A 13,341-nucleotide genomic window follows, 5' to 3' on the forward strand; every position below is an offset into this window, starting at 1 on the left:
TTGCTAGGTATAAAGGCGCTTGAAATTTTGAGCCAAGAGATATCAAAAAGTGAGATGGATAACTACATTTCACAGATTAAATTTAGCGAAAAAGGCTCAAATTCTCAAAGGGTAGTTTTCATCGCTCCTAATGAACTTATAGCCAAATTTATACAGACAAAATACGCAACTAAATTAGCAAATATCTATGAAGTACATACCGGCTTAAAGCCTCAAATTTTAATCACCACACAAAAAGCAGATCTAAATCTCAAATTAAAAGAGGTAAATGTCAAAGAGATAAAGAGCCAAAGCTCACTACTCAATCCTAGTTATACATTTGATAACTTTGTTGTTGGGGATTCTAATCAATTTGCTTTCATCAGCTCCAAGCAAGTAGCTGCCAATCCTGGTAAAGCCTACAATCCGCTATTTATCTATGGTCCAACCGGTCTTGGCAAAACCCATCTTTTACAATCAATTGGTAATGAGTGCTTAGAACATGGCAAAACGGTTATTTGTATCACAAGCGAGCAATTCACTAGCGATTTTATTAGAAATTTAGAAAATCGCACAATGAATAAATTTAAAGAAAAATATCGAAGTTGCGATGTTTTATTAATCGATGATGTTCAGTTTTTTCATAAATCAGAAAAAACTCAAGAGGAGTTTTTCCATACTTTCAATGAAATTCACGCCAAAAAAGGTCAAATCGTAATGACCTCTGACAAACCGCCAAAAATGCTAAAAGGCTTTGAAGAGAGATTAAAAAGCCGTTTTGAGTGGGGGCTTATGGCTGATATCACACCACCAGAGCTTGATACCAAAATTAGAATTATCAAAACAAAATGCGAATTTGACAAAATAGAATTAAGCGATGATATAATAGAGTATATCGCTTCAAATATGGGTGATAACATTAGAGAGATAGAGAGTGCGATAATCAATATAAACGCCTTTGCCAACATAATGCGTCAAAATATCACACTTGAATTTGCCAAAAATGTAATAAAAGATCAGATAAAAGAGAAAAAAGAAGCCATAAATTTAGAAGATATAATCAAATATGTATCTCATGAGATGAATATAAAACCAAGTGATATAAAAAGCAAAAACCGCACAAAAAATATTGTAGAAGCTAGGAGAATTTGTATCTATCTAGCAAAAACTTTAACCCCAAATTCAATGCCACAACTAGCATCGCATTTTGGGTTAAAAGACCATAGCGCAGTAAGCCATAATATCAAAAAAATCAATAATTTAATAGAAAGTGATAGCTACTTTAAAGCTAGATTAGAAGAGTTAAAAAACAAAATATTATCAAAGGAATAGTGAATATGTGTGAAAATTATCTTCTGAGTTATTCAACAAAATTTAGGCGAATTTACGGCGTTTTGTGTAGTTATTCACAAAATCAACAAACTAACTAAAAATAAAAAATTAAATTTAAAAATAAAGGCAAAAAATGAAAGTTCTAATCAAAAAAAATATCTTAGAAACAATAATAATCAACACAAGCTCATATCTTGATAAAAAAGATCTAAGCTCCATAACATCACATATATTTATAAATGCCAAGGATTCAACTCTAACAATCAAAGCCACAGATAATGAAATTGGCTTAAGCTATAAATCACAAAATGTAAATATAGTAGATGAAGGTATAGCTACAGCAAATGGTAAAAAACTTCTTGATATCATAAAAAGCCTTAAAGATGGTGAAGTTATCTTAGAAACAATCCAAAATCACCTATATATAAAACAAAATAACTCAAAATATCGCCTACCTATGCAAAAAGCCGATGATTTCCCAGATTTCCCAACAATAGAAAATAAAAAAAGATTTAATATAAACGCAGCTAACCTAAGCAAAAGCCTTAAAAAAATCACAAATTCAATAGAAAATACAAATTCAAAAATAGAATTAACAGGTGCTTTAATCGATATAAAAAATAATAGTATAAATTTAGTTGGTACTGACACTAAAAGACTTAGCGTTTATACACTTGAAATAGACTCACAGAGCGAACCATTTAGCATAATAATCCCTAAAAAAGCTATAGTAGAAATCCAAAAAATATTCTATGAAAATATAGAAATTTACTATGATGAAAATATATTTATAGCAATTAGTCAAAATTTTGAATTTTTCACAAAACTGATAAATGGTCGCTATCCAGACTATGAAAGAGTAATCCCAAAAGAGAGTAAAATCAATATAAATTTAAATCGTGAAAAGATGATAGAAGGTATCAAAACAATCTCAATGCTATCTGAAATTATAAAAATCACAATAAATAAAGAAAACATAACATTTGAGAGTATAAATAACGATAATAGCGAAGCAAAAACAGTAATTGAGCAAAATTTTGATATAGAAGACAACATTATATTAGGTGTGAAAAATAGATTTATTCTTGATTTCTTATCAAGCATTGAAGATAGTGAATTTACCTTATCATATAATGATGTAGGACTTCCATTTGTGCTTAGTTGTGAAGAGTTAAAAACAGTTATAATGCCTATAAATATTTAAGGATTAAAATGGAAAATTTAGAACAAAAAAAATACGCCGCTGGAAGTATCAAGGTTTTAAAAGGTCTTGAAGCTGTAAGAACACGCCCTGGAATGTATATAGGTGATACAAATATAAATGGCCTTCACCATATGATCTATGAAGTAGTAGATAACTCCATAGATGAGTCAATGGCAGGATATTGTGATACTATCGATATTGAGCTTACAAATGAAGGTTCAGCTATAATCACAGATAATGGTAGGGGAATTCCAGTAGATATCCATCCAACTGAGAATATTTCAGCTGCTACTGTGGTTTTAACCGTGCTTCATGCGGGTGGTAAATTTGATAAAGATACATATAAAGTATCAGGCGGACTTCATGGGGTTGGGGTTTCTGTTGTTAATGCATTATCTAAAAAATTGGTTTTAAATATAAAAAGAGATGGAAAACTTCATCGCCAAGAATTTGCCGAAGGCATACCACAAAGTGATTTAGAAGTTATCAAAACTACTAACAAAACTGGAACTAGCATAGAGTTTTGGCCTGATGATACTATCTTTGAAATAACTAAATTTGATAGAGAAATTTTAACTAAAAGATTTAAAGAGTTAGCCTATTTAAATCCTAAAATAACTATAAATTTCAAAGATCAAAGAGATGGATTTAAAGAGAGTTATCACTTTGAAGGTGGGCTTGAGAGCTTTGTAACTGATATGAATAAAAGCAACCCAGTAAGCAAAGCTGTGAGTTTTAGCGGTGGCGAAGAAGATGTTATAGTCGATTTTGCTCTACTTTATAATGAGACATATAGTGAGAATTTACTAAGCTTTGTAAATAATATCAAAACCCCTGATGGTGGGACTCACGAAGCTGGATTTAGAGCGGGGCTTACTAGAGCTATTACAAATTATATAACAGCAAACGCTAATGCTCGTGAAAAAGATACCAAAATCACTGGAGATGATATAAGAGAGGGCCTTATAGCTGTTGTAAGTGTCAAAGTCCCAGAACCACAATTTGAGGGCCAAACCAAAGGCAAACTCGGCTCAAGCTATGTCAAACCAATAGTCCAAAAGATAACTTTTGAAGTGCTTTGTAAATATTTTGAAGAAAATCCAAACGAAGCAAAAGCTATCATGAATAAAGCTCTTTTAGCAGCTCGTGGTAGAGAAGCGGCCAAAAAAGCTAGAGATTTAACACGCAAAAAAGATAATTTAAATAGCGTTGGGACACTGCCTGGTAAATTAGCCGATTGTCAAAGCAAAGACCCAAGTGAGAGTGAAATTTATCTTGTTGAGGGTGATTCTGCTGGTGGTTCAGCAAAGCAAGGCAGAGATAGGGTATTTCAAGCTATTTTGCCACTTCGTGGTAAAATTTTAAATGTAGAAAAGAGCAGACTTGATAAAATTTTAAAATCTGAAGAGATAAAAAATATGATAACCGCATTTGGTTGTGGTATTGGGGATGAGTTTGATGCTAGTAAATTAAGATATCATAAAATCATTATTATGACAGATGCTGATGTCGATGGGAGCCATATTCAGACTCTACTTCTTACATTTTTCTTTAGATTTCTTACGCCAATTATAGAAAATGGAAATGTCTATTTAGCCCAGCCACCACTTTATAGATACAAAAAAGGCAAAAAAGAAATTTATCTAAAAGATGAAAAAGCCTTAAATGAATTCTTAATAGAAACAGGAATTGAAAATGAAGATTTTGAAGGTATCGGCAATAATGATTTGATCGATTATTTAAAGTTAATTAGCGCTTATAGAAGTGTTTTAAATGAGCTTAAAAAGCGTTTTAATCTATTAAGTGCAATTAGATATATGATAGAAAATCCAGATATCATCGGCAAAGATTTTAAAGAGTTATTTGAGATTATAAAAACAGAGCTTGAAACTCAAAATTATAATATCTTAAATTCATATGTCAATGAAGATGAGATTAGAATTTATGTCCAAACTCCAAATGGCCTTGAAGAGTTGATTATCAATGATACTTTATTTGTTAATCCTTTATATATTGAGGCTGTCCATATATATTCTAAGATGAGAGAGCGTGATATTGACCTTAATGGCGATCCATTGGAAGTATTAGAAAATATAGAAAAAAATGCTAAAAAAGGTGCTTATATCCAGCGTTATAAAGGTCTAGGTGAGATGAATCCAGATCAATTATGGGAAACTACCATGAATCCAGAAAATCGCCGTTTGTTAAAGATAGATGTCAAAGATATGCAAAGCGCTAGTGATGTATTTGAGCTATTTATGGGTGATGAGGTTGAGCCAAGAAGAGAGTATATCCAAGCTCACGCTAAAGATGTTAAGCACTTAGATGTTTAAGGATAGATATGGAAAATTTAAAATATGGTGAAAAGATTATAGCTGAATTTGATATAGATAAAGATTTTGAAATATGGCCAAATAGTGCTAATAAAGATTATGCGATCAAAATCACTCTACCAGAGTTTGCTTGCTTTTGTCCAAGGAGTGGCTATCCCGATTTTGCTACAATTTATCTAACATATGTCCCTGATAAATTTGTAGTAGAGTTAAAGGCTCTAAAATTATATATAAATAGCTTTTTAAATCGCCATATAAGTCATGAATCTAGTATAAATGAAATTTACGATACTCTAGATAATAAGCTAAAACCAAAATATCTAAGAGTTGTTGGTGATTTTAATCCAAGGGGCAATGTCCATACGATTATAGAAGTTGATAGCAATATGATAAAAGAGCAAAAATACGATACAAGCTCTATAGTATTTGAAAATACTAGGAAATTTAACTAATGATAAATCCAAAACTTATTGAACATATTTTCAAAGCGGCCAATATATCAAGGTGGAATGACTATCCTAAGATGGTTGAGCTATCAGAGCTAGACAAACAAGCTCATAAATTTATAATAGCATATTTCATCGCAAAGCTTGAAAATGATGTAGATATGCGTTATATAATAGAAGGTGGGGTTTTTGAGTTTTTAAGTAGAGTTGTGGTAACTGATATTCGCCCAGATGTCTTTCACCATATCCAAAAGACCAAAGCTAATGAGATAAATAACTGGGTTTTGACAAATTTAGAACCATTAATAGAAGATATCGAAGATGGTAAATTTTTAGATAGATTTAAGAGTTATTTAGAAGACAAAGGCCACAAAAAAGAGAGATTAATTTTAAAAGCCGCTAGTTATCTAGCTACTAAGTGGGAATTTAGCATTGTATATCAAACTAGTAAATTTTTAAATGATATCGATGAATTAAAGCAAAAAGTAGATGAAGAGCTAGAAGATTATTATGAATTAATCGGCGTTAGAAAGATCGCTATGAATCAAAAATTAGCTCGCATAGTTGATTTAAGCGGAAGATTAAGATTTCAAAAGCGTTGGGCTCAGACGAACCGCATTCCAGAAACAGCAGTTTTAGGTCATATGCTAGTTGTAGCTATATTTGGCTATTTTTATTCAATCAAAGTTGGAGCAAATTCAAAACGATTAGAAAATAACTTTTATTGCGCTTTGTTTCATGATCTACCTGAGAGCCTAACTCGTGATATTATAAGCCCTGTTAAATATGGTATTGATGGGCTAAATGAGATAATTAGCGATTATGAGATGAGATTAATCGAAGATAAAATTTTGCCATATATCCCACAAAGTTTTAGAGATGAATTTAGCTATATTTTAGGCGTTAGAAGTGATGATGGGGTCTTTAAAAAAGATGAATTTGAAAATAGAATTTGTCGCACAACTCCACAACCATATCACGGAAGTATGAGTAATGTTAATGATGATGAGTATAATAGCATTGATGGCAAGGCTTTGAAATATTGCGATAGATTAGCTGCTTTTGTCGAGGCTGGACTCTCTATAAGCTATGGTGTTAAAAGCAAGGATTTAGTAAGAGGATTTCAAAATATAAGAGCTAAATTCAAAAAAAGCCCAAAAATTGAAGGTGTGGATTTTGATAAAATTTGTAGAGATTTTATGAAAGATTTAGATATAGAAAACCTCTCCCCAGATGACTGCGGCACACACCTATAAAAAGTGCTCTGCTATGTTCCCATCCTGAAGCGGTGCTTTTTAAAAGCATTGCACAGGTCTAAGGAAAGGCGGATGAAATTATATCTATATTTTACTTAAAATAGGATTATGATGAGTTATAAATTACATTTTTTATCTATTTTTCGTGAGCTTTTTGTTCCGCATTATCGATCACTAGAGTTTAGAGCCAAGATTTTTACCGCTATGTTAATTGCTAAAAATAGTATTTTAGATAGTGATTATCAAGAGGTTGAAGAGATAGCAAAAGATATATACAAAGATGATAAAAAGCGAATTCACATCCTAGTCCAAACGGTTAAAGAGTATGTAGAAAAGGCTACTCAAGCTTCTAAATTGAATTTAGATTTATTACTAAAAGATATAGATTATGAATTAAAAATGATAAAAAGATATGTCAAAAAGATTGATTTTGAGCATCTTAGAAGATTGATGATTAATAGCGATGAGATGGATGCTATCTTCCAACAGCAAGTTTATGAGTTTTTTTTAAACGAAGTTAGAATTTACTCTCATAGCTAATAATCTAAAATTTAATTTTTAAATTTATAACTTAAATCTATCTCCAATTCTAATCTTGCCATCATACTCAAATTCCCGAATTTCTAGCGCTTTATCAGCACATTTAACCCAAAATCCATCTTTATTAACTCCCACTACAGCGCCATTTATACACTTATAACTCGGTGCATTTAGGTGATAAATTGCTTTGATTATTTTCATCTCTTTACCATTTAATATAGCTCTAGCTAATGGCCCTGGATGAGTGATGGCACGGATGAAATTAAATATATCACGACTATTTTGGTTCCAATCAATCATCTCATCTCCAATTTTTCTTTGAGTACAATAAAAGCCGTATTTATCAATATTTGATTGTTTAATAGGCTCAAAATTTCGCTCTAAAATCATCTTTAAAGCATCATACAAAACATACCCACACTCACTATAAGCCTTTTGTAATAGCGTAGAGTAATCATCACTATCGCTAATTTCATAGTGCTTTTGTAAGATTATATCGCCAGTATCAATCCCCTCATCAATATAATGAGCTGTAATCCCAAAGCTCTTTTCATCATTTATCAAAGCCCAGTTAAGGATATTTCGCCCACGATAAAATGGCAAGGCACCAGCGTGACAGTTGATCGCACCAAGCGGAGCTAAATCAATGATTTGGCGTTTAAAAATTTGATCAAATGACATAGAAACTAAGATATCGCATTTAAATTTAACAATCTTAGCGATAAATTCAGCCGAATTTATATCACTATGAGAGAAAATCTCAATCCCATAATCTTTTGCGAATTTGGCTAGAATTTCATCATTTGAGTTATTTCTAACACAGATGAAAGCGATTTTCATATTTGGATCTTTAGTGATTATTTTAAACGCATTATGTGACCAAATTCCATCAGCAAAATAGCCAATTTTTAAGCTTGTATTAAGGCTTGTACCCCCCCCTAAATTCATTATATACCTCCAAAAATTAATCTATAAAATCTCTAAGCATTTTAATCTCATCAGCCCAAATACTTTCATCAATAGTTTCTAAAATCAATGGAATTTCATCGATTTTAGGATCATTCATGATAGATTTAAAAGCCTGCTTGCCAATCATCCCCACTCCCAAGCTATCGTGGCGATCTTTGCGTGAGCCAAGGGCACCTTTGCTATCATTGATATGCATTCCGCTAAGGTATTTATACCCAACTATCTTATCAAATTCGCTCATAGTTTTAGCATAGCTCTCATCATCTCTAATATCATAACCACTAGCAAATAGATGGCAAGTATCGATACACACGCCTACACGACTGCTATCTTTGCTCATAGCGATCAATGCTGCTAGATGCTCAAATTTATATCCTAGATTGCTACCTTGACCGGCGGTATTTTCGATAACTAGCTTGATATTTGATGAGTTTTGAAGTAGAGCATTCATCTGTTGTGCTATTAGCTCCAAGCACTCATCTTCGCTTATTTGCTTTAGATGTGAGCCTGGATGAAAGTTAATAAGCTCAATCCCTAAGGCTTCGCACCTTTTAATCTCATCTAAAAATGAGTCAAAACTCTTAGCCCTAGCTTGTGGATCTGGATGACCTAAATTTACCAAATAGCTATTATGAGCTAGGATATGCTCTGGCTTTATGTTGGCTTTATTTAAATTTAATTTAAACTCATCAATATCTTTTTGGCTTAGGGGTTTTGCGCTCCATTGTCTTTGATTTTTAACAAATAAAGCGAAGGCGTCCGCTGCGATATTTTGGGCATTTAGTGGGGCATTTGCCACACCTCCACTAGCACTTACATGGGCTCCGATTCTTTTCATTTTAACTCTCTTATTATGATTTTAACTCTATTTTGATTATCGATAAATTTAACTAAATCATCACAAACTTCATATTTTATCATTTTATTAGCTATATTTTGCTCAAATCCGCAATTAGTTTTTTGAAAATTTGCCCCATCATAGATTGGAATTTTAGATATGATATTATCTAAGATCTCATCATAGTGAGCTGATCTTAGATATTTTATATTAAAGCTTTGATAATCACTACAAACCCCATTAATACAGATATTTTCAGCTAGTTTTAAATTTAAAACTAACACCCCGCTATTGTAGATTTGAATTTGAGTTTGATTGGTATATTTATGTATAAATCCAGCATCGCTAATACGCAAATTAGGAGTAATAAAGCTAAATAAAACGCTATTTGAGTATTTTGGTTGATGAGTACATCCAGTAAAAATAGTGATAAACATGGCTAAAATTATAAAGTTAAATTTAGTTTTATTCAAATGCAAACCTTTTTAAATTTGAGAAATTATATATAGATTTTGTAAATTTTTGATATATTTAAGTGGTATTTAAGTAATGTTTTTATATAATTCCACTCACGCAACCGCAGTGGCCCCTTCGTCTAGCGGTTAGGACATCGCCCTTTCACGGCGGTAACACGAGTTCGAGTCTCGTAGGGGTCACCACCTTCTATCATTTTATCCACTTTGTTTATTATTCTTTAATTTATTTATCTCTATTAATTTTTGTCATAAATTTATGTTATTTTAATTCTTTAAATTAAGCCAAATTTTACTATAATAAAATCCAAAAATGCCGATATAAAGCTAAATTTAAAAGGAAAAATATGCAAAATGGTAACAAAAAAGATATTCATGAGATAAAAAACGATATTTCAAAAAAAGATGAGCGAGATCTAACAGAAGATGAGAGAAAATTTAAAGAGTTAGATTCTAAAATCGCTGATAAGATCAAAAATGATGAAGAGATAACCACTCTTGATAAGAACATAACTGCTATGATGCCTTATGCTATCGATACTTCGCTTACGCTATTTGGTTTAGAGGAGAATAAAAAATTTGGCGTTTATATGGGCAAAGACCCGCTAGATCTAAATATCATAAATCTTGAAACCAAAGAGTATTTATACGAAAGCCCAGCTAAAGATGTTGAGAAAAAGATTATAGAATTCGAAGAAGAGCACGCCAGACATAGGGCGCTTTTTATCTATGGAATTGGCAATGGGGTGTTTTTAAAATCAATCTTAGCAAACCCAACGCATAAAAAGATATTTGTCTTTGAGCCTGAGATTGAAATTTTATATGCTGCGCTTAGTTTGATTGACTTTTCTAGGGATATTTTTAATGATAGGCTTGTTATCTTAGATTCTCATAAGGTTACATTTTTACAATTTTATATTATTTGTAAAATGCCAGATGTATTTCATAGTTTTAGACTATATAATATGCATATTATCGATGACTATTACAATGATGAAAAGTATCAAGAAAATATCTTAGAATTAAACAAAACAATGCAAAAAGCAATCGTCCAAACCCTATATGAACGAGGCAATGACTCTAGAGATTGTCTTTTGGGTATGATCCAAACCACTCAGCACCTTCCAGATGTATTTGGCGCTATACCACTTAGAGATATTATCAATAAACGAAAAGGCAAGATAGATTCAGCCGTAATAGTATCAACTGGCCCATCGCTCAATAAGCAGTTGCCAATACTCAAAAAACTCGCTCCATACACAGTAGTTGTAGCTGTTGATGCGAGTTATCCTATTTTAAAAGAGCATGGGATTAAGCCTGATTATGTAACATCTATAGAGAGAATTCCACCGACTCCGGACTTTTTCAAACCTGCTAGAACTAAATTTGATGATGGAATTATATTTGTTGTGGCTTCTCTTACGCATCATGAATCAGTTGAGAATTTACATGATAAAGATGTTTGTTATGCTTTAAGACCGCTAAATTATGAGATGAGCTTTAAAGATTTTAAATTTGGCTATATCGGTGGCGGACAGAGCGCTGCTCATATGGCGTGGAATGTCGCTCAAGCGTTAAATTGTAAAGATGTAATGCTAATAGGCCAAGACTTAGCTTATGGCGAAGATGGCACTAGCCACTCTAAAGGGCATATATTTAAAGAGACTGAAATTCCCGTAGAAGAGATACCTATAATGACGCAAAAATACGGCGGTAAAGGCGAAATTCAAACTACATTTATATGGAATTTATTTAGACAATATTTCGAGCATAATATCGCAATGCTTCAAAGAAGTGATCCAAACTATAAGCTCTATAACTGCACCGAAGGTGGAGCAAGAATAGAAGGAACAACTGAAATTCCATTTAAAGAGATGGCCGATAAGATTATCGCTAAGGGCAAAAAAAAGAGCTTCAAGCCAATTTCACCAATTAGCAAAGAAAAGCAAGAACAACACCTAAAAAAAGCGATCAAAAATATAACTGGAATTTTCAAAACTGGTAATAGAATCCAAAAAAAATGCGAAAAGCTATATCTTAAAATCGCCAAAGAGATAGAGAGAGCTAAAAAATTAAAAGAGCAAAATAAACAAGATAAAATCAATTATGATAAGCTTCAAAAGTTATCATTTGAGATTGATAAGTTAAAAGAGTATGTCTTTAAAGATAGGGTATTTATGTCTTCATTTTATGGGATTTGCGGAGCGATGCTAAATAGCCAAGAGCTCGAACTTGCTGTTATTTCCGCTCGTAGAGCTGATAGTGATGAAGAAAAAAATGATAAGTTATTTGAGTGGGTTTCATGCCAAAGTTATTGGATATTTAGCTTAGCTGGTAGTATAGATGCGACTTTAGGTAAATTAGCTGATGCGGCTAGTGGATTTATGGATAGCCATAAGCTCTTAGAACAATGATAAATAACGATATTAAATCCACCTATGATGAGCATACTTATAACTCATACTCATACGCTCAAACTAGTATAGATTATCTTTGTGCGGTGGCTAGATTTCATGGTTTGGCCGCCACCAATCCGCATAATTCTAAGGTCTTAGAGATAGGATGTGCGATGGGTGGCAATATCATAGGCCAAGCTATAAACCACCCAAATTCAACTTTCATAGGAATTGATCTAAGTAGTGAGCAGATATCTATAGGCAAGAGAGCAATCGAGGGAATCGGGTGTAAAAATATAAAGCTTATTGAGATGGATATTTGCAATCTCATAAGTGAATTTGGTGGTAAAATAGAGTTTGATTATATTATTTGCCATGGTATTTATAGCTGGGTGCCTGATTTTGTAAGAAGTGCGATTTTACAAAGTTGTCAAAAGCTATTAAGCCAAAATGGCGTGGCATTTATCAGCTATAACTGCTATCCTGGGTGGAAATATGTAGAGCCTTTGCGTGATTTTATGCGATTTAGTGCGGTTAAGAGTAGTGGCAATGTCGCTGATTTGGAGTCTGGATTAAATGCTATTAAATTTCAAAAGGCTTTTTACGCCAAATACAGCCCAAATGAATCAAGTGCTACACATATTAAAAATTTAAATTCTGAGTATATTAAACATATTCAAAACTACCCAAAAAGTTATGTGGCACATGAATATATGGAGATTTGTAATCAGCCATTTTATTTTTTAGATTTTGTAGCTGATGCTGGTGATAATGGGCTTTGTTATGTTGCTGATGCCACATATCATTTTGATCCATCATTTTTGCCTGATGGTGCGATAAGTGAGTATTTTAAGCTATCATTTGATGATTATATCTCAGCTAATCAAGCTTATGATTTTTTATACTCTATTAGATTTAGAAGCTCTATTTTAACCAAATCACAAAATCAAAACAAGCTAGCTACAAAAGATGAAGATAAGGCTAAATTCTTACATAATCTACACTTTAAGCTAATAAAGCCGACACCGCAGCTTCTAAGCTCAGCCAAAGATACATATATAGAACCACTTGCAAAGGCATTAAATGATGCATTTCCATCAACTTTAAGCTTTGATGAAGTTCGTGCAGTTTATCCAAAAGATGATATAGTATTTAGATACTATGATATTAGAACGCTTACAAACAATGCTATTACCATTACTTGTAAACCGCTTCAAAAGCTATTATATATCCCAGGTAAGACTAGACTAAAAAGAGAATATATACCATATCTAAGATATTTCTTAGAAAATGAAGGTTCGCCAATTGGTGTAGCAACTCCATCAAATGATAGGCTAAATGCTGATAAGCATACACTTGAACTTGCATTAATGTTTGATGGTAATCACAGTATAAAAGATATCCAAAACCATATAAAAGCCAAATTCGAAAAAGATAAATTAACCCCAGCAATCCAAAAAGATGGCGAAAATATCCCGCTAAAAAGCCCAAAAGAGCAAAACGAATATTTCAAAAACGCAGTTGAAACTATCAAGCTCTCACTTATCAATACCCTAATGTTAGAAGAGTATTAAA

10 protein-coding genes, 1 tRNA gene, 1 other RNA gene and 1 pseudogene are annotated in these 13,341 nt (G+C 32.4%); 9 read left to right on the forward strand and 4 right to left on the reverse strand.

Annotation, left to right across the window (positions count from 1 at the left end; all coding sequences use genetic code 11):
- From dnaA to CLAN_RS00025, 5 genes and pseudogenes are all read left to right on the forward strand, one after another.
- On the forward strand, positions 1-1,311 hold the full coding sequence (dnaA, locus tag CLAN_RS00005) for a chromosomal replication initiator protein DnaA (RefSeq protein WP_100590260.1): 1,311 nt from the start codon (positions 1-3) through the stop codon (positions 1,309-1,311).
- 133 nt (positions 1,312-1,444) lie between these two features.
- Complete coding sequence (gene dnaN / locus CLAN_RS00010) at positions 1,445-2,515, forward strand: DNA polymerase III subunit beta (RefSeq protein WP_096017380.1); 1,071 nt, start codon at positions 1,445-1,447, stop codon at positions 2,513-2,515.
- A gap of 8 nt (positions 2,516-2,523) precedes the next feature.
- Positions 2,524-4,848, forward strand: a complete 2,325-nt coding sequence (gyrB, locus tag CLAN_RS00015; protein WP_086253594.1) for a DNA topoisomerase (ATP-hydrolyzing) subunit B — start codon at positions 2,524-2,526, stop codon at positions 4,846-4,848.
- A gap of 8 nt (positions 4,849-4,856) precedes the next feature.
- Positions 4,857-5,300: a preQ(1) synthase gene (gene queF, locus CLAN_RS00020; RefSeq protein ID WP_086225241.1), complete on the forward strand. Its 444-nt coding sequence runs from the start codon at positions 4,857-4,859 to the stop codon at positions 5,298-5,300.
- Positions 5,300-6,499: pseudogene (locus tag CLAN_RS00025) on the forward strand (HD domain-containing protein); the annotation flags it as partial. The gene queF and the pseudogene CLAN_RS00025, both read left to right, overlap by 1 nt.
- 18 nt (positions 6,500-6,517) lie before the next feature.
- On the opposite strand, the gene ffs reads toward CLAN_RS00025, so the two are convergent.
- An RNA gene (gene ffs / locus CLAN_RS00030) (signal recognition particle sRNA small type) lies at positions 6,518-6,615 on the reverse strand.
- Between the two features lie 46 nt (positions 6,616-6,661).
- On the opposite strand from ffs, the gene CLAN_RS00035 reads away from it, so the two are divergent.
- Positions 6,662-7,090, forward strand: a complete 429-nt coding sequence (locus CLAN_RS00035) for a hypothetical protein (RefSeq protein ID WP_100590261.1) — start codon at positions 6,662-6,664, stop codon at positions 7,088-7,090.
- A 24-nt stretch (positions 7,091-7,114) separates the two neighbouring features.
- On the opposite strand, the gene CLAN_RS00040 is transcribed toward CLAN_RS00035, so the two are convergent.
- Genes CLAN_RS00040 through CLAN_RS00050 form a run of 3 tightly spaced genes read right to left on the reverse strand, consistent with a single transcriptional unit; the run spans position 7,115 to position 9,370 of the window.
- Positions 7,115-8,038 (reverse strand): methionyl-tRNA formyltransferase, encoded by a 924-nt coding sequence (locus CLAN_RS00040; protein WP_100590262.1) that lies wholly within the window; start codon positions 8,036-8,038, stop codon positions 7,115-7,117.
- Positions 8,039-8,054: 16 nt separating this feature from the next.
- Entirely contained in the window at positions 8,055-8,897 is an 843-nt protein-coding gene (gene nfo, locus CLAN_RS00045) for a deoxyribonuclease IV (RefSeq protein WP_100590263.1), read from the reverse strand.
- A complete protein-coding gene (locus tag CLAN_RS00050; protein ID WP_100590264.1) occupies positions 8,894-9,370 on the reverse strand; it encodes a hypothetical protein in 477 nt (158 codons plus the stop codon). The genes nfo and CLAN_RS00050 overlap by 4 nt, the downstream gene beginning before the upstream one ends.
- Before the next feature lie 111 nt (positions 9,371-9,481).
- Here CLAN_RS00050 and CLAN_RS00055 point away from each other — a divergent pair.
- From CLAN_RS00055 to CLAN_RS00065, 3 genes are all read left to right on the forward strand, one after another.
- A tRNA-Glu gene (locus tag CLAN_RS00055) sits at positions 9,482-9,556 on the forward strand.
- 161 nt (positions 9,557-9,717) lie between these two features.
- Complete coding sequence (locus CLAN_RS00060) at positions 9,718-11,784, forward strand: motility associated factor glycosyltransferase family protein (RefSeq protein ID WP_100590265.1); 2,067 nt, start codon at positions 9,718-9,720, stop codon at positions 11,782-11,784.
- Positions 11,781-13,340: a class I SAM-dependent methyltransferase gene (locus CLAN_RS00065; RefSeq protein WP_100590266.1), complete on the forward strand. Its 1,560-nt coding sequence runs from the start codon at positions 11,781-11,783 to the stop codon at positions 13,338-13,340. Before CLAN_RS00060 ends, CLAN_RS00065 begins: the two co-directional genes overlap by 4 nt.
- The last annotated feature ends 1 nt before the right edge of the window (position 13,341 follow it).

Source organism: Campylobacter lanienae NCTC 13004 (genome assembly GCF_002139935.1).
In the GTDB taxonomy this organism is placed as follows: Bacteria; Campylobacterota; Campylobacteria; order Campylobacterales; family Campylobacteraceae; genus Campylobacter; species Campylobacter lanienae.

Bases quoted from the DNA above. Each gene is read 5' to 3' on its own strand.
- dnaN (WP_096017380.1), top strand. From the start codon at position 1,445: ATGAAAGTTCTAATCAAAAAAAATATCTTAGAAACAATAATAATCAAC.
- gyrB (WP_086253594.1), top strand. From the start codon at position 2,524: ATGGAAAATTTAGAACAAAAAAAATACGCCGCTGGAAGTATCAAGGTT.
- queF (WP_086225241.1), top strand. From the start codon at position 4,857: ATGGAAAATTTAAAATATGGTGAAAAGATTATAGCTGAATTTGATATA.
- CLAN_RS00035 (WP_100590261.1), top strand. From the start codon at position 6,662: ATGAGTTATAAATTACATTTTTTATCTATTTTTCGTGAGCTTTTTGTT.
- CLAN_RS00040 (WP_100590262.1), bottom strand. From the start codon at position 8,038: ATGAATTTAGGGGGGGGTACAAGCCTTAATACAAGCTTAAAAATTGGC.
- nfo (WP_100590263.1), bottom strand. From the start codon at position 8,897: ATGAAAAGAATCGGAGCCCATGTAAGTGCTAGTGGAGGTGTGGCAAAT.
- CLAN_RS00060 (WP_100590265.1), top strand. From the start codon at position 9,718: ATGCAAAATGGTAACAAAAAAGATATTCATGAGATAAAAAACGATATT.
- CLAN_RS00065 (WP_100590266.1), top strand. From the start codon at position 11,781: ATGATAAATAACGATATTAAATCCACCTATGATGAGCATACTTATAAC.